This window comes from Algivirga pacifica, from assembly GCF_039543525.1.
Lineage (GTDB): Bacteria > Bacteroidota > Bacteroidia > Cytophagales > Flammeovirgaceae > Algivirga > Algivirga pacifica.
Map to the genome: position 1 here is coordinate 18,155 of NZ_BAABJX010000007.1, position 24,840 is coordinate 42,994.

General features: G+C 41.6%; 10 protein-coding genes. All 10 read right to left on the reverse strand.

The window, feature by feature from the left end; genetic code table 11:
- Positions 1–268: 268 nt before the first annotated feature.
- A complete protein-coding gene (locus ABD985_RS01820) occupies positions 269–592 on the reverse strand; it encodes a hypothetical protein (RefSeq protein WP_345368710.1) in 324 nt (107 codons plus the stop codon).
- Positions 585–1,769 carry a PepSY-associated TM helix domain-containing protein gene (locus tag ABD985_RS01825; RefSeq protein WP_345368711.1) on the reverse strand — a complete coding sequence of 395 codons (1,185 nt, stop codon included), beginning with the start codon at positions 1,767–1,769 and terminating at the stop codon, positions 585–587. Before ABD985_RS01825 ends, ABD985_RS01820 begins: the two co-directional genes overlap by 8 nt.
- A 49-nt stretch (positions 1,770–1,818) precedes the next feature.
- Positions 1,819–3,081: a hypothetical protein gene (locus ABD985_RS01830; RefSeq protein WP_345368712.1), complete on the reverse strand. Its 1,263-nt coding sequence runs from the start codon at positions 3,079–3,081 to the stop codon at positions 1,819–1,821.
- Between the two features lie 18 nt (positions 3,082–3,099).
- On the reverse strand, positions 3,100–5,448 hold the full coding sequence (locus tag ABD985_RS01835; protein ID WP_345368713.1) for a TonB-dependent receptor: 2,349 nt from the start codon (positions 5,446–5,448) through the stop codon (positions 3,100–3,102).
- Between the two features lie 340 nt (positions 5,449–5,788).
- Positions 5,789–7,459, reverse strand: a complete 1,671-nt coding sequence (locus ABD985_RS01840) for a GH3 auxin-responsive promoter family protein (protein ID WP_345368715.1) — start codon at positions 7,457–7,459, stop codon at positions 5,789–5,791.
- 9 nt (positions 7,460–7,468) lie between these two features.
- Positions 7,469–8,143: an HAD family hydrolase gene (locus tag ABD985_RS01845; protein ID WP_345368717.1), complete on the reverse strand. Its 675-nt coding sequence runs from the start codon at positions 8,141–8,143 to the stop codon at positions 7,469–7,471.
- Positions 8,144–8,476: 333 nt separating this feature from the next.
- Positions 8,477–9,421 carry a T9SS type A sorting domain-containing protein gene (locus ABD985_RS01850; RefSeq protein WP_345368719.1) on the reverse strand — a complete coding sequence of 315 codons (945 nt, stop codon included), beginning with the start codon at positions 9,419–9,421 and terminating at the stop codon, positions 8,477–8,479.
- A 295-nt stretch (positions 9,422–9,716) separates the two neighbouring features.
- A complete protein-coding gene (locus tag ABD985_RS01855; RefSeq protein ID WP_345368720.1) occupies positions 9,717–20,864 on the reverse strand; it encodes a LamG-like jellyroll fold domain-containing protein in 11,148 nt (3,715 codons plus the stop codon).
- A gap of 561 nt (positions 20,865–21,425) precedes the next feature.
- Positions 21,426–22,307 (reverse strand): response regulator, encoded by an 882-nt coding sequence (locus ABD985_RS01860; RefSeq protein WP_345368721.1) that lies wholly within the window; start codon positions 22,305–22,307, stop codon positions 21,426–21,428.
- A 156-nt stretch (positions 22,308–22,463) separates the two neighbouring features.
- The gene (locus ABD985_RS01865; protein ID WP_345368722.1) at positions 22,464–24,824 is read right to left on the reverse strand and encodes a tetratricopeptide repeat protein; all 2,361 of its coding nucleotides are present in this window, start codon (positions 24,822–24,824) and stop codon (positions 22,464–22,466) included.
- Positions 24,825–24,840: the final 16 nt, after the last annotated feature.

Genomic DNA, 24,840 nt, shown 5'->3' on the forward strand with positions numbered 1-24,840 from the left:
CTGATAAATATCTCTAAAACTGCTTTACTAAGGTATCATGACGGTATATCGTCATCCACTTCCCAATGATACTCTCTGGAAATTCATTCAATAATTTTGCTCTCTGGGGAGCATCTTTTAAAATAATTGTTTGTTGCTTGTCTTTAAATCTAATTAATAAAAATGACAATAGCTCTCAAGCTGGTGATCAACTCCTTGACCAGTTATTAAGGCCTTGTAAACAACAAAAAAGGAGAAGAGCGTAATTAAACACTCTTCTCCTTTTTTTCTAAAAGAACACTTTCAGCTCAAATATTTTTAGGAATAAAAAGTAGGCTAAAAACACCATTACAAAAGCCAGGGAATGCCGGAAGTAACGAAATAACACAGCGTTCCCTTTTCCGAAGAGGCTTAGCAAGCCGTTGGGAATGACTAATAGAGTGGCGATCATAAAGTTGATCACTACAAAGATTCCTACAATGGCGATCATCACAAAAAGTGGGTTCCAAGTTAATCCGAACGCTCCATAAATCAATCCCATCACGCCGCTGACTACCAAGAAGTAAAAGGCGTAGCGTAAGGACTTCCCAAATTGTATTATAGCATTAGGCATGATCAAGCTGTTTTTTTTGTTTCTTTTGCATTGCTTTCTTCTTACTTTTTTTCCATCGGCCGTACCACACATAAACCCCTGAAATGAACAATACGGGTATCACCAAGGTAGTGATCAATGCCAGGATACGGGTCACTTGTCCTCCGAAAGTACCGTAATGCAATGGGGTGACCCAGTTGAGGTATACCTTTCCTAAGTGCGGTAAGTCGTGGTGTGTACTCATCAATCGTTCTCCAGTATATTGATCATAATATACCAAGGAGCGATCCCCTGTCTCTGCATATCCCGGTGCAATAATATTCATCTCATAAGTCCCCAAGGAATCATGAGGCAGTGTGATGCCTTTCACCGCTCCTCCCTCAATTTCTCGGTTAGCAATAGCCATAACCTCTTCTACCTTCATGGGAATAGGGTTATTCGCATCATAGGTAGACTGTTGCCCCAAAATACTTTCTATTGATTTTGGGGGCTCAAAGCTCACCAAAAACAACCCGATGATCAAGAAACGATTAAAGGTAATGGCTGCACCTGTCAAAGCAAGAATCGTAATCACAGGACTAAAGTAGAACCCTAGTGTGTTGTGCAGATCATAAACCTGTCGCTTCACACTTGCTCCAGACTTAATCGTCAAACGAGTCTTAAGCATATTCCACTTTTTAGGGATCCAAAGGCGTAGTCCTGTGATCATCAAAATAACCATGACCAAAGAGGCTATCCCCACAATATATTTGCCGATCTCAGGAACCAACAAGGTACGATGCAAGCTACGTATGATTCCCATCGCCGAATCGGCATATACTCTGCTGCCTGTTATTTTTCCGGTAAAGGGGTTCACAATCGCTTGTTTATGAAGCTCTCCTTCTTCAAAAGCGACCATGATGCAATTATTTCTAAATTGATCCTCATAAATCACTTCGATATGCATTTGGGGGTGATCCGCTTTTACGACCTCCAAAGCCTGTGGCAAAGTCAAACGCGTTTGTGCTGTTTGCTCAAAGGTAAAAAGGTCTGGGTTTAGCCAGGCATCCAGCTCCCGTTCATACACCAATATGGTTCCGGTAATACTTACAACGGACAAGATTAGACCAGAGATCAACCCTGCCCACGTATGCCATTGCCCGTACCACTTCTTTTGGTGTCCTGCTATACGTTGTGTTAATGTAGAATCTTTTTTCATTGCTCCCTTTATAATAGGCTACCTCTTGATCAGAATGAATGCTTTCTTCTTACTCGTTCACAGATAGGTTGTACAACCCTGAGATTGGTGCTCCTACGACTTCAAATACTTGCTCAGCAACCCCTGAAGCATTTAACTTATAGGCGGCATTGGTTGTAGGGTTTGAAATCACGAAGTAAGGTTCGTTATCAATAAATGTGACCGTTGTATTATCAAACGGAGAAACTGCCGGAAGTCCTTCAATTTTCTCTACCGACTGTGTTTGCATGTTTACTTTTACCCATGCACCAGTAGGTGAGGTAAATAACAACTGTTGGATGGTTTGAATATCTTGTGTTGTCAAACCTCCAAAGCCTCCTGCATTGGTAATGATTTCTATGATTTGTGGATCAAGCTCTGCGTTAATCAACGCGTAACCAATATCATTTTTATGGTAATAAAAAGCTGAAAGGAATCCGCCCAAGTTAGAAGGATTAAATACCTGTGCTACCGCAAAGTTATAATCAGGATCAAAGTCAGTCTCTCCTGCAGGAATCTTCAAGATACTTCCCGGTACATTCGGCAAACTCAGGTTTCCTGCATGGTAGAAGTATAGATTTCCACTCTCATCCACATAACGCTGTCCAAATCTGTTCATCGTGAATACAGGGTCAGGTCCAAGGTCAAATCCTGCCTGATTGACAAACCCTGCAGAAGTACTTGCGGCAAAGAAAGGAATACCCGGGAAGGATTCTCCTGCCTCTCCTCTAATTGACGAAAAGAACTCATCCTGCCCTCTGAAGATAAAGTTTTGGTAACGCAATGCGACCGTATCTCCCAAAGTACTTCCTGTCATAGGTAGTGTACCCGTTACTTCCATCGTCTCCGGATCAAAAATGCTGACGAAATCAGGGCTGTTTCTATCATGAAACAATCCAAAGTTTTCATCCCTTACTCTCAAAGCAAAGGTATTGTCTCCGATTGTTGATATAAACGCATCTTCTACGAAGTTACCGTCTCCATCCACGCCAACCTTTGCAAAACCTGCCTCTCCATTAGGGCGAGTCATGTAAAGGGCTCCGTTGCTTGACGACAAAGGGAAGAAAGACTGGAATGCCGTTCCTTCGGTTACATCTACAGTACCTGATGGCAGGGAGTCAAAATAATTTACAATAGCGGTTTCTTCTGCCGTAGTCGCAACCAATACAAAGCCACTGGTCTTGCGCTCCTCAGAAGGGTTCATATCATCACCATTGTCATCATTACAGCCCACCATTGCTGTAAGAGCAAGTGCAACAAGTGCTGATCTCCAAATTGTATTATAAAATTTCATCAATGTAAAAGGTATATATTATAAGTTATAACTGATTTTTAATCGTAAGTGTCTACCGGGCTTAGGTACTCTGTAATTATCGTAGAGTGTTCTATCCATGATATTATTCACCTGAATAGAAGTAGTCAATCCTTGGTCTACAAAGCTGTACGATATTCCCGCATCGCACTGATGCTGTGTAGGAATTAAGTTTTCTGGATTGATGTTTTTCCCTTCTAGAATAAGACTAAATTCGTCTACGAAATGATAGTAGCTGTATACAGAAAAACGATGTCCCTTATTCCAAGGCGTTTCCTTTTGATACTTCGCCGACAAGTTGTACATGAAGCTCGGAATATTGGGAATGCGATTTCCAACGCCATTGGTATTGGTCACATTGCTTTCTCCTCCCACCAACACTTCCTGATAGGTTAGGTTGGCTCCTAACTCCAATCCTTCTATTGGGCGGGCCTTTAACCCTAGTTCCATTCCCTTGGAAACGACCGCTGCCTGGTTGATATAGGTACTTGGATCATTCTCATTTCTACCTGCCTCCAATCGGATCAGGTCTTCTTGTAATCTTAGGAAAACATTAAAATCTGCTGATAGCCATCCGTATTTATAATATGTTCCCAAGTTAATATTGTTGCTGATCTCTGGACGAAGCGTATAGTTAGGACCAATCGTAATAAAGTCTCCAAAAACCTCAAAACTGTCGGGAATACGAATGGCTTTCTCAAAACTACCACGAACAAAAAACTTAGGGGAGAACGTGTATTTCAATCCCAAACCATAGCCTAACTCATCATCGGTCACCACGTAATCAGGAATTTTTGATCCACCTCGAACGTCGTATTGTACTGCCTGATTGGTGAAACTATAAAACTTAGCAAATAGGGTTGCGTCCAAAGCATCTCCCAACCACTTGGAGGTGTAAGATACTCCCAGGATATTCTTGGACAACTGAGAAGGAAGCGTGTTAGGATCTATGTTATCTTCTGTAATTTTTCTTGCTAAAGGGTCTTCTCCTACAATGTGTTGGTAGGCATAAAAGTTACTCACATTAAATGTATGTCCCTCCCAAGGGGAATAACTTGCACTCAATCGGTGGGCTGTGGCAGTATTATTCCCTTTTCTACGGGAAGGGTTTGCTAAGATCTCTGACCCTTTATTCAAGGTGAATTCCTCGTTGATGTTCCCGTACCAATCGTATAAGTTATTGGTAGAATCATTGACAAAAGAATACGTCTTAGAAACATTTCCGAAATAGTTTACTTTCAACCTTTCGTCAAAAAAACGCCCTTCGTACAATAGGTTCTGAACGAATGATTCCACCTCATAGGTCGCCTCCCCTGCCGGACGAGTTCTTACACGTACACCGTGTTGTATTTCATCATAACGCTGACTTACAGAAGTCGCTACTTCCAGTACTTCTGCCCATTTTTTCCCTTGTACTCCTGCTTTCAAATTCAGCATCGCAGACTGATGCGCATTATGAAATCGTCTTACCTCAATTTCTTCCACCTTAAGGGTTTCTGGAATCAGGTTATTGACCCTCATTTTATAGTTATTATCGGAATAATTGGCAAAACCACTTACCCCTACATAGAAGCCATTGTCAAAAGACTTAGTTGTATTAAGCGTTCCAATATGTGTATTAAAGGAACCCACTTCATAAGACGCATCCAAAAAAGAGGATTGCCCTCGTTTCGATACGATATTGATTCCTCCTGCTAGTGCATCAGTTCCCACCTCTACCGGCATGACTCCCTTATAGACATCAACACGCTCGATCATATTCACCGGAAGGTTATTCAATTGTATACCTCCCGCCAATAGCTCCAAAGGAATCCCGTCATAATAGATACGAACGGCTCTTCCTGTCAGACCATTCAGCTGAATGGTGGCATTACTGCCCAATCCACCCGCTTGACGTACTTTTACTCCCGAGGTTCTATTCAGTACTCCTACTACGTTGGTTGACTCTGCCTTGACTTTTGCTAAATCGAGGGAAGCGATCTGTATGGGTTGCTGAGAGCGGGCAGTTGCTTCAGAGTCTCCATTGATCACTACCGTACTCAGTTGAGAAATATCTTCATTTAACACAAATGAAATAGCCTTCGTAGTATTTCCCTCTATATAGACCTCCTTCTCAACCGGGGTATACCCTATGAAAGAAACACGTAAAAGGTGTTTTCCTTTTGGAAGTCCTGTCAACGTAAAATTCCCATCAACGTCCGATACAGTCCCCATGTTCAGGGCCGGAACAAGCACGCTAGCTCCCGGTAGAGGCTTTTGCCCTCCGTCTTTTACTATACCCGTAATCTTAGCGGCATAGATGCTACTACTGAGTAATAAAAAAATGGACAATAGGATGTAACGTTTCACGCTTAATATTATTTAGACTTATTACAAATAGATGCGTGAAATTAGTGAGGGTCAAAAAAAGTTCCAATTTTTATTTAGATTATTTTTAAATAAAATTGAAACTAATTAAGAAATCTTCTAATCCTTTTACAGGTCATAATCTCCACACTACGACCTGTTCCTACTTTTTCATTCTATAGTTTTTAAGGTTAATCTTGTCGCTGCCTACGGGATAGTATATAGTTTGCCGGTTATCGGTTATCGGTTATCGGTTATCGCTTATCGTTTAATTAAAATTGAATAAATAACCGACACGCTACTAACCAGCTCAATTCAACGATTCAACGGTTCAACAAACAGTCTAAGACTGTTGCACACCCTCCCTGTAATGCTGCAAAGCTTCTACGTGCGCTGTCTCATCTACCAGATAGTTCATCTTAAACTGTGCTCCTCTTACTCCTTGGGACAATCGCCACTGTCGGTAATGCTCATAACTGTGCTCGGCTACTTGCGTTACTTTAAGTGGAATCAAACGACTTGAATCTCTTTTGGTTTTATACTCTATATTGAGCTCTTTCAGGTAGGTATCATATTGCGCTCCGATATGCTTCAAGTCCTCTGAAGATAATGCTTTATCACCCTCCAGGTATAGCTCATACCCCTCCGTTTGCTTATTCGCCAATACCATATAAAATGGCACCCCCAGACCTTCTTCTTCCTTCAAGCGATCCATGGCCATGATCACTTGCTGCTCAAAAAGTTTCTCGCCAGTAATGGACGTGATTCCTTTTCCTTTCTGTATAAAAACAATTTCTGGAGTTTTCTGATGATACCCTGTGACCGCTATGATATCATTCATGTTATAGCGATACAATCCACTATGGTTTGTAATAAATATATAGTACTGTTTTCCTACCTCAACCTCTGCTAACGTAAGGAATCGCCTATCTACTTGTTCTATCTCTTCCACGGCGACAAACTCGTAGAAATTATCATGGATCGCCAAGACGCCAGAGGAATCATTCAAACGTAATGGAATGGCACTTCTCATCTCGGAGGCCATAAAACCTGGGTCTTTAATATCCACATTGCCATACAGCTTTTTTACTGAATCCAGATAGTTTTTACAGTTCCCTCCCATCCAACAAGTAAGTAATTTCAAATTAGGCCATAGGTGTACAGGTAGTAATTGGGATGAGTTTCCCATAAGTTCCTCAATTTGCTGAGCCTTTTTGGGGTTGGCTTTTAGTGAGCGAAAATAGGCAGGGGCTTCTTCTCCAAAGTCAAAACTTTTCTCATAAGTACCCGTTCGCACATTTTCTAATAGCATGTCTTTCCATTGGTTCATATAACGGGCTAATGCAATCAATGTACTGGGATTGGCTGTAATGATAATGGATACATCCTGCTCCATCGACAAACGCAAAAGAGCATAGTACTTGGCCGTATAATCCTTGATCTCTGCGATGGCAGGAGGTAAGGCATATTTTTTCTTGATAATTGAGTTAGCTCCCTTTTCAATCTGACCAGAAGCCGAACCATAAGAGATCCCTCCTTCTGTATACCCTTCAATGGCAGGGGCTCCTATGCCCATAATTTTCCCATTAAAAGCCGAAGGACAATTTTTCAGAGCCAGATAAGCCGTCAATGTCACTATCTTCGTATGTGTCTCTTTATGGGAACGTTTGGAGATAGGAATAAACTTAGGGGTTCCGGTAGAGCCACTGGTGGTCGCAAAATACATCGGTACTCCTGTAAACAGTTGATCGGCTACTCCTTGGGCACTCTTCTGTACATAAGGTTCGATATCCTGATATTCTACGACGGGCACTTGCTGTTGGTAATCGTGAACATTCTGAATCTCATCGAAGCTATATTGCTTACCATAGTGCGTATTCGCATTGGTCTTCAATATACTCTCCAATAGTTTGTGCTGAACCTGTTGAGGGGTATCGGTATTTCGTAGAAAGCGTTTAAGGGCCAGCTTTCCTTTCAGAGAGAGGCCATAGTGAAATAGTAACTTGGTTAACATAAATAATGCTTATGATAGTTTGTTATATAAAGAGTCCCAGTCCTGGGCACTGTGAATACGAAAGAAATCTACACCCATTGCCCGAGCTGCCTCCCCATCTTTATCCTCTCGATCTCCTACAATGAGCACCTCCTCCTTCTTTACCCCTATATCCTGTATCAATTGCTGAAATGCCCAAGGATCAGGCTTTAGCACTCCTGACTGCTCTGCACTATGCAGTCGCTCAAATAAATCTATCGGGATTTGTAAACGGGATAAGCGTTCCCCAATAAAATGATAATCCGAAAGTACAGCCAAGCGTATTCCTTGCTTTTTCCAATAAGAGAGACATTCCACCATTTTGGGAAATACCCATTGGGGTTTTAAAGCATTGACGAAGGTTGGATAGAATACCTTTTCATACCAGTGGTGTGCTTTTGCTGGGTTAGATTTATCTAATGCTACAGCCAACTGTTGGTAATAAGGGTGCTCCGAAAAATGGGGAAGCGTATTATCAGAAGATGAAAAATGGGAAATGGGTTGGGATTTTATATGCGCCTGCTGTCTTGCTTTCTCTAGCTTCCATAGATAGGATGAAAAAATGAAACGCGTCAACAAGAAAGATTTCTTGACCTTTCGGTTATCATACAAGGTACCATCCAGATCAAAAATGATGGCTTTGTATTCTTTGTTTTTGGGCAGCATAGCGTATTGAGATTAGTAAAAGTCAATAATAACTAGCAAGAATTATACCTGAAAGATGTTCATCATGTTTAATTGAGCTTCGCTCGTTCATGTTGTTTAGTTGAGTTTCTTGTTTATACTGTTTGATATATTATCTGGCCATGGACAGAAGGACTTCAATTTAAGCTAAGTACTACTAGTCCTAGCGTCCTCGCTCACACTTAAACAACCGGAGCGAGGATACTCCCATTATATTTTGGTCTTCGCAAGGACGCAAAGACCAGTATCTAGTCTTAACAATTCAACTAAACAGCATGAACGAGCGAAGCTCAATTAAACAGTATGAACAAATCACTATTCTTTTACGACTTTACGGCACACCCTACGCCCTTCTTCCTTCCAATACAAATGGTATACCCCCACTGGTAATCCTTCAATGTTGATTTTACGATCCTGAGGGAGCATAATTTGAAAGATAAAACTTCCTTTCTCATCAAATACATTAATGAACCCTTGAACTGAATGGGAGAACTGTAAAATAGCTTGTGTTGGGTTAGGATATAACACTATTTTATCCTCTACTTCTTCTTCAAATACAGAAAGAATCTTTCCTTCCAATACCTCTACCGATAGTGCTTGTTCTAACCACCCTCCTTGTGTATCCTCTACATTAACCACCACCTGATAAGTTGCTTGTTCTTGGTAATCAAAAATCTCCGCAGCTTTTAAGGCACTTCCATCAATCTCAAAAAAATCATTGTCCGCTATTCCAATAGGCAAACTATAAATAAAGCCCTCTTCCTGATCATCTGTCGTACTTAGTTCGCCTATGACAGCTCCTAAATCATTTCCCTCATGCAGGGTATGATTGCTCAACTGTATCTCTTCCGGAAAGTGATTAATTCCTTTTTCATTGATAATAACCGGTAAGTCTACACTACCTATACGATTACCATCCAAGAAATTCACTGTCTGTTCTACTGTAATCACCTCATCCTCTGAGGCATCATAAAACTTTAAGGTAAGTCCTGCTTCTTGCTTTTGATTAGCATAGACAAGCAATAAGGCCATGTTCCCTTTACCCTGATAAGTGAGATTTGAAAGAGAGGCTACCCCTCTACATTCCTCTCCCGAAAATACGGCTACCTTATCGTTTTGATCGGTAAAATGCCCCTGATTAAACACCAACGCAGTTAAGGTCATGCTAAACTCAAACTTGGACGCATTTACTTCCCAGTTTTGCTGTGCTGTAACGGTTAATGGCAGTAGGCTTATTAAAAAAAGTAGTAGTCTTCTCATATTTTGATGTTGAATCGTTGAATCGTTGAATTGAGCTTCGCTCGTTGATTCGAGTTGAATTGTTGATCGAATAGAGAGTAGGTCCAAGAGCGCATTGATACTCGTGCCTCGTATCAGTGCTGAACTCTTGGACCAGAAGTCTCTTTTTCTTGTTGAATCGTTGAATCGTTGAATTGAGCTTCGCTCGTTGATTCGAGTTGATATGTTGTATGAGTATCAGTATAGTGCTCAACCAACAATTCAACTCGAATCAACACACCAAAGGTGTAATTCAACGCATCAACGATTCAACAGCTTATTTCAAAATGACTTTCTGTGTCATCTGTACATCTCCTTGGCGCAATGTAATCAAGTACATTCCTGTTGATAAGTGGTTATCACCTTCCCCTTTAGCATTCCAAATGATTCTGGTGGTTTCTCCCATCCAAGCATCATTGGTAAAGGTTTTTACCACTTTACCTAACAAGTCTGTCACGATGATTTCTACTGGCCCGTCAGCGTCCAACTGATACTGAATCGTCACTTCCTCTTCAGCAATCGTAGGGTAAACCGTTAAGCCTGTACTTTCATTAAGTTGCTCGAAGGTTACCTGTAACGGGTTCTGTAATGTACCGACGTGTTGGTTAGCCTTGAAGGTCAGTGATTCCTGTCCTTGTAATACAGCGTCAGAAGTCGCATCATATACCTGGAAGGTTACCTCTTCCGTAAAGTTGCCCGGTAGGGTCAGGAAGAATCTTGGTGTTTCCCAAGCAGCGTTTTCTATTCCTCTGGCTACTGCGATACACTCTTCTCCTACGAATGCACCCACAATCGTTTCTGTATCAACCTCTATTCCTTCTACAGACAATACAGTAGTCATATTATACTCTGTATTCATGGCTTGCAGCTCCCAAGGATGTGCCATAGTCGTCGTTGCTCTTCTCAAGGCATTTTGATCAAACATACCGACTTGTGGGTATTCCAAGGTATCTGCAGAAGTTGTCGTATACAACATAAATCCTTCTCCAACTTCCATGAAGTCCAAACTACCAATCCATCCCAACTGATCTTCATACATGGCAAACCCTGTACGGCTCTTGATCAGGTCTCCGGTATTTGGTGTCAAGCTAGATAGCGCCTCACTCACCAATAATGGTCTTCTGGAAATAAATCCAATGGCATTCCAACCTGTTTTCAACTCGCGTTTGTATTTCGAAGGATCAACGACTGTACCAATATAACTAAACTCACTTTCCTCATTCGTATACACAAAGTAAGTGCGATCCACTTGTATGGTATCGATAATACCTTTTAGGGAATCATCCACAGTGGAGTACTCTGAGAATAAGTTATCCGTGATATCCTTCACCTGTACAATCTTGGATTGCTGACTCTCCGGGAATAGTTTATTGATTCCCATATCATCACCCTTCAGATTAAATGATACCCAGTTCCATCCTTTGTTCAGGCTTACATAATGCTCATAAACATCCCTTGCTACAAATTCTACTGGAGCAGAAACCGTTCCTCTGGTAGCATTTTGCTCAAACGTATGGTTTGTTGGTGATAAGTACGCTCTTATCCTTCCTTCACTAGCATCCCAAAGTTTGAATTCCAGGTCACTTTCTTCCCCTGCATTTCCATACACCGTAAGGAATGCCATATAGCTATCACGAGACGGGATATACTTCAACTTCGTGATTCCTCTCACTTCATCTCCTACAAATGCAGCCAATATATCGTCCTCATCTCTTGAGATCACTTCTCCTACTTTCACCATACCAATATAGTGCATAGAAACTTCGTAATCTTCTTCGTTTACAGTCCAGTCTGGCGTTTCCTCATATACTTTCACATCCAATTGAAGCTTCTCCGCATATCCGATGTTACCGGTCAGCATGATGTCTTCCGTATAGTTTCCTACCGGCAATCCTTCATGTACTTCAAAGGTAATATCAGTGTACGACTGAGGATCCAATACACCAAATGAAGGCGTTGCCGTAATCCAATCAGGGATATTGGAAAGGTCAAAGTTTTCTACCTCACCGCTCTTGTTCAGTACCTGTACATTAAAGCTCAACGCTTCTCCATATTGTTTTTCCTGACTAACAGCTACCTTATTCCAGATCAAGCGGTTCTGATCAATGTATACTGACCATGTTGCCGTTCCATCCATTAAGTTACCAAACATATCCTCTATATGAGATACGCTCAGATCAAGAATCACTCCCTCCACTCGCTTAGGCTCAATATCCAATGTAAAGATAATCTGACGCTCATCTGCTACATAAGTAAATGGCACTTTCTCTACGGCTGGCTCTACCTGTACCAAAGGTCCCTCTTGTGTAAAGTAGTTGCCCAATGGAGAGATGGTCAGCGCATCGGTTCTTAGAGAAGTTTCACTACCTAGCTTGGTGGTCACTTGCGTAATACCATTCACTTCCATATACTGCTCAAACGAGAAGTATACCAATAAGCCTAGCTCATCCCCTGCCAATGCCTGGTTTTTATAACGCTTCACCTGTGCATCCGTACGCTTGGTATTCCAGATTCTGATCTCGTCCATCAATCCATCAAAGGTTTGGTCTAGCTCCAGGATCGTTCCATTCTGATGGTAACGATTACCAAAGTAAATCGTAGATCCTGCAAAACCGGAGAAGCCTTCTTTCTGGTTAGCCTTCAAGATACCATCCATATAGATGTTCATACCGGATAGCTCACTGTAGGCCATTGCAAAATGGTGCCATTTGTTGTCTCCGTAGTTTCCTTCTGCTTCTACAGTTTGTCCATTATTGGCCAACTGCAGTTTACCAGAAGAAAGAAGATTCACTGACCATCCTTCTGTGTTGTATGCCTCAGCGGTTCCTTTACCATTCGAGAATAACGTAGCATCCGCATCCAATGTATTCGACTTGAACCAGAATTCAATCGTATACTCTTGCTCATTGGTAAATCCTATGGTAGAAGCATTAATCGAAAGCGTATCAATAGCAGCTAGATCATAAGCATATCCTTCACGCTCCAGCGCCCAGGCTGCATTCATTTCTGCATTTCTATTTCTTGCTTTATCTACCAACAAGTTCTCTCCCAACTCATCCATTGGCCAGTAGCCTGTCAACCCTGCTTCCTGTCCAGAAAGTGTGGTATTCATATATTCTGTCAGGTTACCTCCGTTACGGGTATGGTTCCATACTCTTAGCTCATGTACTGCTCCAATAAAGCCTGTACTCTGATCATAGCTACGGTACCCCACAACCATAGGTCCTTCCGCAAAGATCTCTTCCGGCAGGTTATAGGTATTGTTATTCCAGATACCATTGACGAACAACTCCACCACTTTGGACTCATCATTGAAGCTTACCGCAAAGTGATTCCAACCTACTTCCATCGCAGCAGGCATTACGGCTACTTTCTCTGCGCCATTGATTCCCATATAAAGTGCATCATTCTCATCAAAACCGATTTCCCAGCTAGCTGCTGACTGCACCCCTTGACTAATAATGACTTGCTTTTGTCCACTGGCTTCTTGTTTTGCCCAGAACTCTACCGTAAAGTTTTGCTTACGTAAATCCGGTCCAAATGGAATATTGACATGTTGTGCCAGTCCATCAAACCCTACACTGACATTATGCTTCAGTTCGCTGTAGTTCAATTGACCTCGGATATCCATCTGAGCAGTTACACCCAACATGGCTTTGTTGATATCTTCGTTGAAAGAGATACTCAACTCTTCACCAGCACCCAGGATACCATCAGAAGGAGAAGGCTGACCAAATACTGCTGGTAGTTCTCTATCAATCGTACCGCTAAATACTTCCGTGTACTCCTTAGACAATTGCCCATCGATATGACAGAACGTTACGGCTCTAACTTCATATTCTCCGTCAGCTACGTTGCTCAGTTCCCAGTTCCACTTCAAGGTAGCGCTCGTGGTTGGTATCCACTGCTTCTCTTCTAATGAATCATAAAGGGTAACACCGCCTTCATTGTATTCATATACAGTAGTACCTGATCCACTAACAGAAGATGCCTGTTGCTTATAGAATGGATCGGTTACTGGCAACCAGTCTGTTGTTCCTACACGACGATACTGCAACAGTATTTTCTCCAAACTATAGTAGTTGATGTCATAACCTGCTACTTCCAACTCCAGCTTATCCCCACCATCTGAGTTTACCACCCAGTTTTGCTCTGGTGCTTCCAGTTCAGGCGTTGTACAGGTCGGCAAGAAGGCTGCAGATAAGTAAACTGTATCGGCTATTTCCTTCAGGTCACGGTTCCCTTGTGTTCCAAACCAATACTGACAAGGAGAGTGTAATACCAGCATAATGCTATCGTACTCCAACGTAGACTGTCCTCTATATAATGTCAATTCCTTATTCAAGGTCGTTCCTGCAGGAATATCAAAATCCCTGTTTGGAGGAATACCATCAATGGTAATCTTGGCACCATTTGGATTACTCCCTTGCAATACTTTCAAGGAGTATTCTCTTGGATCTCCTGATTCACTCAGGTTGGTAAGGTTCAGCGTAAATACGGCTGGTTGATCGTCTGGTACATTGTAGATTTTCTGATGTTTCAGGTTCTGTCCCACGGAAATCTCTGGTACATCTCTCTGCAAAGTTCTACCACTCAATTCTACGGGTGCCGTATAACCATCTTCGGCATATTCTATAGAATAGTAAGAAAGCGTTGCATCCTCATGCGGACAAGAAGTCACCCCACCTTCCAATACGAAGATCGGCGGCTCAAAATCAGAGACCGTACTATCGTTAAATGCTCCGTTCACTACATTATCCTTCTGCTTCACCACCTCGCCCAAGGCAACCATCATACCATACGTAGCGGCATACTCTGCTGGTGTACCAATGATGGCTTTCAAGCCTTTGGTCAACGCCAATGTTTTCACATAGTTGGCTGCGATCAACCCCATTGCTTCCCAGTTGCTTCCGTTATGGTTATAGAGCTCATTGGACTCCTCTATCAGCATATTTTCAAAGGTTGCCTTATTGAAGTTCGGTTTCGTCACCTTGAAGTTCACTTTATCTCCTTGGTTCGGATCATTGTACTCAAATCCCCAAACCACATCGTTGGCACTTAAGGTTCCTACTTTCAGGCTCGTTTCCTTAATGGTGACATACTTACTCTTTTGCGCAAAGCCTAAGCCAATACCAAAGATGGCAAACTTTCCATCGTTACTCCCTGCATAGTAACTTTCATAATCATCAAACCACTCTTTACTGTAGTTCTGGCTTGCCTCAAAACTCTCTCTGTACGACAAGGAAGCGCCTCCACTTAAAGAGTAATCCTGAAGAAGGTCATCATTATTGTCTGAATCAAACTGTTGTTTCGCTAAGTATTTCTTCGCATCGTTATCACGAATCGCACTTACCCACTCTTCAATCTGCAAGTTGATTAGGTAGACGGAATCCATTGGAAACTCATCAGATGGAATAAAGGTATAACTCTCTCCAGAGTGTCCCGTTTCAGGAACTTCTACCGCTGGGAACGCCACTGCATCCTCGCCAAAGATGGCATTATCGTTACTGATTCCATAGAAAGGCTCTTCCTTGGTAAAGTGAGAGGTATAGTTGGCTGGATTATTCTCCAAGTAACTATTTCTAACCGCTACCAAGTCCGGCAACAAGAAATTCACAATGTGGTTCTGCGTGTAAACGAAGAAGGTCTGATCTGCTGGTTGAATTCCCAACACACTCAGGGAATCTACGCCATACGAACCATCTGTATTCTTCTGAATTTCTACACCGATGGTATTTCCTACCTTATAGTTCTGAGCATACCCGATAAACAAATCGGCACTAGCTCCTACTGCATCACTTGCGGCACTCGTCGCAATACGCTGTCTGATCGTTGTCGTCAATTCTTGAACGTTGACTTTGGAGGTTCCTTCATCACGTTCAAAGCCTGTTCCAGACTTCGTTTTCATTTCCAGGCGGAATATTTCCTCTACCGTTCCGGCTCCCAACCCAATGAATATGGATTTCTTCGCATTCAGCTCATCTGCTGCCAGTAACTCAAACTCACTTTGGAAAGAGTCTGTTAGCTTGACAGTAGAATGCTCTGTCAACTTAGACCCTTCTTCCAAGTAAGCATAACTATTAGATCCTGGAGGGTCTCTCAATACCCATTTCACACGGTCTGGACCTGCCGTCACGAAATCTCCATTCACCTGTTTTGTTCCTAGTACATATCCTTGAAGGACGTTGGTTCCTCCATTATCCCACAAGATGGTCTGGGTCGCTGTTTCCAACTCCACAGACATGGATTTCAAGTGAGGAGGGGCTACGTTTGGCTCACTTACCAAGAAACTATACCATCCTGTACTCAACTCATCGCCATCAGTGTAGCTCAGGACTACTTCCTCTACACCGCCACTTCCAATGTTATTCTGTAAACGTACAGTTCCTTCTACCGGGTACTTCGTAGAAAGCGTGCTGTCCCCATCGGCATTAAGATATTCTTCATAAGCCGTGAATAGGTAATGCATAGAGTCCGATTGCTGGAATACCGGATAATCCAAGTTTAGCGTATCTACCGCGATCGTATCTGTTGCGGTGACAATATATGAAGCACCTATGATCGGTAGTGATTCATCCTGATTCAACATTTCCAACACAGGTGTCGAACTGTACATAAAGTTTGCGCTCTCATGATAAGGATACGTATAGCGAACAGAGTCTACCACAATCGTATTCTCATTTACCATATCTTCTATCTCGGCATAACCCGAATCCACCAGTGCATCAAATGCACTTCTTGAGGCATCTCCTACCGGCACTTCTTTGGTGAGATACTTTAGATCTGCTACATTCAGTTTGCCCAAAGAAAGCAAGCGCTTATCATTCTCACTATCAAAAGAGAAGGTACTATTGACTGCTTCAGGTGCACTAGCGATATAGTTAATCGGTAATAACTCTATACGGTACTCTCCACTAACTGTATCTGTGAAAATATTGGTTTCTAAACTACTGTATAGAACATTTTGAGGTGTAAACGTGATATCTGCAATACCAATATTATTATTGGTTCCTCCAAAGATCAGGTCTTTACTTGCCTCTACGACACCCCCCACAACTTTACCAATCACCACTACACGTGTCATGTCCTTAAACTCCAACGTATAAATAGGCTCCTGGAAGTCATGTAAAAACTTCACTCGATCTTCCACCTTATAATAGATAGAATCCTCTCCTAATAAAGTTTGTGTAGTATATACATTTCGGAAGGTGTGTCCATCCTTCTCAATCGTCAACAAATGTTCTCCAATCGGCACTTCTACCTCAAAGGAGCCGTCCTCTTTCGTATAGACCTGTTGTCCCTGATAGATAATTGGTTCTCCATTAATCTTCACCATACCTCCTTCTACCGGGATATTCAGGGACGTATTCTCAGGGTCTGTATCCTCATCATAAGTCACCGTACCTTTTACCACGAAAGAAGAAATATCTTCAAAGTCTACTCCATTCACGGCACGTCCACCATCTCCGATATAGACTACCCTTGAAGAAGGAGAGAACTCGTGTACACCTTTATTCGGGATTGCTTTGAACGATTCTCCTGATCCCATATAACGAATACCATGTACAATGTGGTTACCAAACTCATCCGTATAGCCTACATAACCCAATTGGTCTGTGGTTGGAATAAACGAACCTTTTAACCATTGCACTACCGTACCCGTTCCCTGTACGTGTCTTTCGTTAAAGATATTATCGTCATTCTTGGACTGATCATAAGCCATTACCCCTACACCTTCATCAAAGTTGTAGTATACTGCCAGTTCGTTACCCTGGTTGTTAGTAATACGGCTATAATCCTTCTCTACTTCTTCCGCCGACTTCGCATACTTCCAAAGCCTTAGCTCTTCAACACTTCCGTTATATCCTTTCAGGAAGTATACCGGATCATTTACGTCCATAGAATACAGCATAGATGACAATGCGATCGTAGGATAAGAAGCAATCAGGCTACCATCATAGTATACTCTAACCAAACTAGAATCTCCTATACTCACCAACGTATACTGATGCCATTCATCTTTCACTACGCTAAAATCTGCAACCGCTGTTCCTGTGCCATTATTGACCAATACATCCAACTGATCAGAGTCGTTATACATCTTCATTAATGACTTGGTAGAATCTCCCAATGCCATAATCGCATAATTGTCCTGATTATTGTTTGATTTATCTGGTTTCAGCCACATTTCCACAGTAAAGTCATTGGTCTTCAAGACCTCCATCACCTCTGCATTGGCTGCACTATCTGGCAAGAACAAATCCCCATTTTCCAACTGCAAGGCACTTCCTCTGTCTGAGTTATTCACATGCGTCACCTGTACTCTTACATCTTTTACTTCTTGTCCACCGGAGTACTCAATATGACCAGAAATAATTCCTCTTGGTGCACGGAAACCTACCTGTACATAAGAACTTAGTTCACTCACTACCCCATTACAAGGGATATTTGCCACTACTTTATACTTATATAATCTACCTGCCTGTCCCGTACGATCAATAAACTGATGCGTACTTGCATCTACCGACTCAATCTCAAACCACTCCAAGTCCGCATCATTATCCGAGATATACAATGCTCTTAAGATGCTGAAATCTTCTACGAGTTCATTGTTATCATTCTGCCACTCCAACTCTACGTAATCCTCATAGAAACCTACGGTTGCTTCCAAGTTCTTTTCTTCATTAAAGGTATCAGAGATATCTGCACTGATCAGCGCTTCCTCTGTCGCATACTGCTTTTCCGTACTACAGTCATCCTCTAGAATAAACGTATAGATATACGACTCACAGTTCTGCAAACTTGCATCACCATCCCAGTAAGAAAGCTTTGACGTAGTAATCGTACCATCATTGGCATCCATTCCCCCATTATCTCGATCATAAAGTACCTTAGTGGCTGACTGCTGTCCAGTTGACACTGTCACACGATAAACCGATACTTTCTGAAGGGCATCAAACTCTCCTCCACTGAAGGTAATCTCTGCATTGATAGCTACACTATCCGCATTGTAGTAGGCTGTTTTATTGATCACCGATGGCATATTGGCCATAGACGCTTTTCCTGTAGTTGGAGAAAGATCTATCGCATACACCAAGGACTGATAATCACTTCCTGTCGCATTGATATTGGAATTAATGATATCTACCTGATAGCTGTAAAGTGAATTGGCAGCAGTTTGGGTATCTTCGTAGGTTGTTCCGGATTGGGTCGTTTGTGTTAAGAAGGAATTATCTACCCCATCTTCTTTTCGCTTGATACGGTATTCTACCGTACCGGAAGTTCCTGTTGGTAAGGTGAGTTCATTAAAGCGAACACCCAAGCGGTCACAGCCCCTGAAGTTAATTTCCGCCTCTGAGTCCGTTACTAATAATCCCGCTTTTTTGGTTAACCATCCGTCTTGTCCTTTCACCTTAGCCTGAACTGTCCATAGCTGATCTGTATCCGAATTGGTAAACAAACTGGAAGAAATCGAGGTTACTTTCTGTGCCGCATTAACATCATCTGAATACAAATAAAACTCTAGTATACTCGTTGGCAATCGCACACCATCCAAGGAAAGTGTCCCCGAAGAGTTTCCACTGATCTGTACTTCTGACAGGTACTCGGACTGCTCTACCGTATAGTCTACCGAATTACTGTAATAGCTTCCATTAGGCGTATACGCCCTCAATACAAGGTTTGGTAAGCTCGCCAAAAAGCTATCATCCTTGTCTACATTCTTCACCGTTATATTATAGACCCTGGAGCCATCCTCATTATAGACTGCTTCGTTTTCATCATACTCCATCGTATAGGTCACTCCCGATACGGTTCTTGTCCACGTATGGACTCCTCCGCTAGAGGAAGCAGTCAGAGAACTAAGTTGGTTATCACTTAAAATATTAGTAATAACACTCTGATTATAAATTCTATAATTAAAGAAAGAATGAGGATAAGCATCCGTAGACTTCCATTGGAACTTTACATCAAAGGTATCGTCTGAGTTATCTTCTAAAGAAACTTTAAAATCGGAAGGATCTAAGCTACTTGGCTTGAAGTAGTTATAATTTGATCGAGGCGAAGCACTGTAACTACGCCCTCCCACAGGGTAGATAATCGTATAAATCTGTAAGCTACTCAAGTTCTCAAATGCCTCGGAACTCGTTGATAGGTTACTGAATTTTACACTGTAATTACCTCCCATATTATCCGATGGACGGGAGTAGTCAAATCGTCCAGAAATCTGTCCTGTCTGATGCTTTTTGTAATACCAGTACCCCCAAGTCGTATTATAGATATAACCTTTTTGCTCAAAGACTATGGTTTGCCCATAATCAAATCGGAAACCATAGGTGTAGTAATAAGGTGTGATCGGCGAACTCGAAGACCAACTTAAGGTGACATCAGCTGTTCCATTCCCATTATCCGAAATTTGCATCGTAGGACTGATCGGGTCCTCCATGGTTTTCGGTTCAAAGTAAGTGGCTGATGAAGAATTTCCACCCCTTGAAAAAGAACCCATAGAAGGTCTGGACTTTATATTAACGTTATAAGCGTATTTATATAAATTATCCGAAGAGGTTGCATTGTTAATGGTCAACTTATAATACTTACCAATTGTCCCCTTGTCTGTTGCCACAAAGGATGCTCTGTATGTTTTTCCGCTGTAGCCAAAATTAAAAGATGTTGATCCTGAGTGTCCATATACGGTAGGAAGAGACACGGAGGTAGTCCCTACAAACAATTGGTAATCGACCACCCCAAAATGGTGATCATCTGGTGTCTCCCACTCAAATACCAACTTGCCATTCTCTAATTTATAGGTTGGATTCTTAGGGGCACTCACATCCCCATTATTACTGTTGATATGCGAACGGTAAGGTACTGTCGATACAGCTACATGAAATTTATTTCCATCATTGGCTGCTTCTATATCATAATAAGAAAAGCCAAGGTACTCACCATTGTTCTTTAGCGCATTAAAAAAGTTTTTTGACATCTCTACCTTATAGGCAAAGGTATTATTAGAGCTATCGTAAGGCTTACTAATCTTATAGCTGTAACTCGTACCATCATAGGTTAATGAAAAAGTACCAGAGGCATTATTTTGTGCCAAAAGATTCATCTTCTTCAATACCTTATCCCCCAGCATGAAATAGATATAATGCCTGTTTCCATTCGTTGCCTGAGAGTTCTGCAGCTTGAACCAGTAGTTGTTTCCAGAGGTTCCCATGGTCATTGCTCCCGGTGCCGATAGATTAGTGGTCGTATTGATTCCAAAATATTTGGCTTCATAGTCCAACTGGTCCATGTTATCGTTGGGCTGCCAAGACATGGCATTCGCTACTTGTGTAGCAAAAAGGAACATCAGCAATAATAGCCCGTTCCGTACACGAAGTCGTGTTAGTAGGTTATTGATATCTAATATAGGTATTCGTCTCATTTTCAGTATCGATTTTAGTAAAGGTTCTCATTTACAAAAGTACGATACAGAGAGGATTAGGGATGAAAAAGGGGAGGGACAAAGGGGGGACAGGGGGATTTTTTAGTTAGGAGTGAAGAGTTATTCATTTTTAATGATTAATTTTTAATGATCAATTATTAATTTTCAATAGGGTTTATCACGATTAGTTGTTTATAAGTAGGAAAAAGCACTGAACTGGTCCAAGAGTTCAAATTCCGAACGAGGTACGAGTAAGGAATTGCTCTTGGACCGAGCGGTTTACTACCTCAGTCAAGTTCAATGCGTACTGCGCTCTTAGTGATGTCATCCCTTCGGAATTATACCATAAAACCCTGAAAGGGTGACATCACATAGGGGCGGATTTTAATCCGTCACTATACGAAACATGACGGATAAATATTCAAACTTAATAAGCCCACCGTCTACGAAGAAATAGTGTGAATGTCTTTTTCAAGTTGGCGGCATTGCGCCTGAGACGAGGATCTACATGAGGCTAAGGCCTACATTATCTGTATTCACGAGCATGAATTCCTATATTTCTTACCCAAGAACAGGAGCTTGCTCTACGGTATCCAATTGCTGAATAAAGCTTCTCAGGTTTTCTTCTTCTCCAAGCCTTAGTTTCTTCTTGAGACGATACAAGGATTTTTTCACCCCATCATGAGTGATATTACAAAGGTGTGCAATCTCCTTGTTGTCTAGTCCCATGCAAAGGTAGGCACAAAGTTTCAGGTCATTGTTGGTCACTTTGGCTTCGACCGCCTTTATTTTATCAAAGAACTGTGGATGTACCTCCTCAAAGTGAATCTTATAGTTCTCCCAACTGTCATCCATATCCAAGAAGCTGTTGATCTCTTTCTTTAGTGCCTTTAGCTCCTGTCGAGGGTCTTTACTTTCTGGTCCATCGATAACGTTTTGTAACTTGTCCGTAACCTGAATTAAAGACTGGTTTCGTTGAGAGGCATACATAGTAGCCGTTGCCAACTTTCTATTTTTCAAGTCGATCTCATTCTTCAGCAACTCCTTCATTTGCTTGTATTGCTCATTCAAACGACATACCGTTCGAACCCTGGCTTCTAGTTCTACCAAATCCAAGGGTTTTCGAATATAATCCTCAGCTCCCGCAGCCAATGCAGTGGCCAAGTTATCCGAAGAGACCATTTTCCCTGTCGCAATAATCACAGGAATCTCTTTGGTAGTCTCATTTTTCTTGAGCATCCCTAGCAACTCAATCCCATTGATTTCTGGCATTTCCCAGTCCATAACAATCAGGTCCGGTTGCTGCTCTATAGCCACCTGGTATCCTTGTCGAGGATTCAAGGAGGTCATTACTTTATGCGAACGATCTTGTTTGACGAAAAAATCAGCGATTACTTTAATGTTGTTGATTTCGTCATCTATGATTAATACTTTCTTTCCCATACCTTTTATTAGTTTGGAGTTTGGAGTTTGGAGTTTTTGGCAAAAGTTATAATTCTTCACCTTGTAAGTCAATTACCTATCTGTACACTCAAACTTAAATAAAAAAACTCAGCATGTTTCCTCAGTGCTTCCTTCTCAACTTCTCAACCACTCCACTCAACTGCTCAATAAATCATACTGCTCTTGATTCCCTGTCAAACTAGCCATCTCTACAGCCTCTATCCATTCTTTAATGACTTCTTCTTCTGTCTCTTTTAAAGGGGCGATCACTTCCGTTACTTCTGAGTAATGATATGCCGGAATCGCTCTCAATTGTTCCTTATACGTGTCTAATATCTCCAAAGTACAAGTACCTATCGCCTCAATGACTTCTACCTCTTGACTTCCATCCACTTCTTCTACAGCCACCAAAGGTAACGTTAAAAATACTTCGGTTCCTTTATTTTCTTCGGAGTGAATACCAATTTGTCCACCGTGTGCTTCAATGGTACTTTTACAATAAGACAATCCTAGTCCGGTAGAGGTCGAAACATTTTTAGCAGCGGTTTGTCCATATAAACTGAAGACCAGTTCTTGATCTTCTTTGGGGATTCCTACTCCTTCATCTTTTACGCTCACCTGTACCCAACCTTCTTCCGTGATATGATATTTCAAATAGATACTTCCTCCCAAAGGCGAAAACTTAATCGCATTGGTCAATAAGTTAACAAATACACGCTCTACCATATAACGGTCTACTTTCACGGTAATAGGTGTTGTAGGCAATTGTAGTACGATAGATTTATCTTCTTGCAACATACGTACTTGCTGACGGCTATCCTCCAAAATATCTCCCAGAGATACTTCTTCTAAGGTAGGTTGTACGCTTGCCTCCTCAAACTTACGGACATCCAGAATATTCATCACCAAGTTGAACATCCGTTGTCCTTCCTGCTTAATTCTTCGTCCATCCACAGGGCTATAGTTGACGAGATTGATAATTGTACTGAGTGGATTTTTCAAGTCATGTACAATCATACTTGTCATATTCTCTTTAAAGGTAGATAGCTCCTCCAGTTTGTTATGTTGCTCTTCTATTTTCTTACGGGCCTTCTTATTTTGACGATAGGCATAGAAGCTCACTGCTCCTACGACCAACATCAATATAGAGATGACAAGAAAGGCTTGATTGAGTAATTGTTCTCGTTCTATTTCAGCTTTTGCAATTTCCAGTTGATTGCCTTGCTGCTTAATTTGCTGTTCCTTTTTCTCTGTTTCGTATTGGATTTGCAGCTGACGGATCTGTTTTTCTTTTTCTAAAGAAACTATCTCATCTTTCAACTGTATATACTTCTCATAATACGCCAAGGCTTGTTGATGTTGCTCCAATGCCAGCGTTACTTCATAAAGGCCCTTGTAGTTTTTCATCTCCCACTCTTTCATTCCACCTTTTTGGGCTTTCTGCATAGATTTATCAAAATAGGCTTTGGCTCTATCCCATTGTTGATACTTGAGGTATAGTGTACCCATTTTATTTTGTAACTCCACCAGTTCCCGATGCCCTTCCGTTTGCATAAAAATCTGTTCGGCCTTTTTAAAGAATTGTTCCGATTTCCTTAGTTCTCCCATGACCAGGTAAGTCAATGCCTTTTCCCGGATCGCATCTGCTTCCATGTCTGTAAACCCATTTTCAGTACTAAAGACTAATGCTTTATCGATTTCCATTAAGGATTCATTGTACTGCTTTTTTACCCTGAAAACCTTACTTAAATTTAAATGTGAACGACCTACGCCAAAGTCATCTCCATCTCGTTGTCTCAAAGTCAGGGCTTTCTCAAAATACACTTTAGCCTTTGCATACTCCTTGCGGGAAAAATAGATCTTACCGATATCACTATACGTACCCGCTACACTAATTCTATCCGGTTTTGCCTCTGCCAATCGCAATCCCATCAGTAAGTATTTGGTCGCACTATCCAACTTGCCCAAATGCTGATAAGAATTACTAATACATTTATAAGAAAGCTGTAATCGAACCGTATCATTCATCACTAAGAATGAATCGGCGACTTGCTGAAAATACTTTAAACTCAGCTCATACATTCCCAAGCGATCATAACAGAACGCTACATTTCCTAAGCTGGACACCGCTCCTACACTGTCTCTGATAGCACTATGGATAACATGGCTGGAATCAAAGTACACTGCTGCCTCCTCGTATTCTCCACGATTGTAATGCACCATCCCAATACGCTCGTACGCTACGCCATATCCCTTGGGGTAATCCAGCGACTTACTCAACGCTAAGGAGTTTTTTGCCAACAACATCATGGAATCAAGGTTGATACTCTGATAGGCCTTCACGTAAGCATTGTACTCGTAAGCATAAGTAGTATCTTTTTCCGGCAGACTTTCCAGTATGTTCCAGACGCTATCCGCCACTCTTCGTTGAGCCTGCGTAAACGTGCATGATATACAAGTGAAAAAGCATACCAACAGACAATTCCTGAATACAATAGTCGGTTTGTATGAATTCATATAAAAAGATTAATAT

What these genes read in the sequence shown, in the direction of transcription:
- ABD985_RS01820 (WP_345368710.1), bottom strand. Translation starts at nt 592, where the DNA reads ATGCCTAATGCTATAATACAATTTGGGAAGTCCTTACGCTACGCCTTT.
- ABD985_RS01830 (WP_345368712.1), bottom strand. Translation starts at nt 3,081, where the DNA reads ATGAAATTTTATAATACAATTTGGAGATCAGCACTTGTTGCACTTGCT.
- ABD985_RS01845 (WP_345368717.1), bottom strand. Translation starts at nt 8,143, where the DNA reads ATGCTGCCCAAAAACAAAGAATACAAAGCCATCATTTTTGATCTGGAT.
- ABD985_RS01825 (WP_345368711.1), bottom strand. Translation starts at nt 1,769, where the DNA reads ATGAAAAAAGATTCTACATTAACACAACGTATAGCAGGACACCAAAAG.
- ABD985_RS01850 (WP_345368719.1), bottom strand. Translation starts at nt 9,421, where the DNA reads ATGAGAAGACTACTACTTTTTTTAATAAGCCTACTGCCATTAACCGTT.
- ABD985_RS01865 (WP_345368722.1), bottom strand. Translation starts at nt 24,824, where the DNA reads ATGAATTCATACAAACCGACTATTGTATTCAGGAATTGTCTGTTGGTA.
- ABD985_RS01840 (WP_345368715.1), bottom strand. Translation starts at nt 7,459, where the DNA reads ATGTTAACCAAGTTACTATTTCACTATGGCCTCTCTCTGAAAGGAAAG.
- ABD985_RS01860 (WP_345368721.1), bottom strand. Translation starts at nt 22,307, where the DNA reads ATGGGAAAGAAAGTATTAATCATAGATGACGAAATCAACAACATTAAA.
- ABD985_RS01855 (WP_345368720.1), bottom strand. Translation starts at nt 20,864, where the DNA reads ATGAGACGAATACCTATATTAGATATCAATAACCTACTAACACGACTT.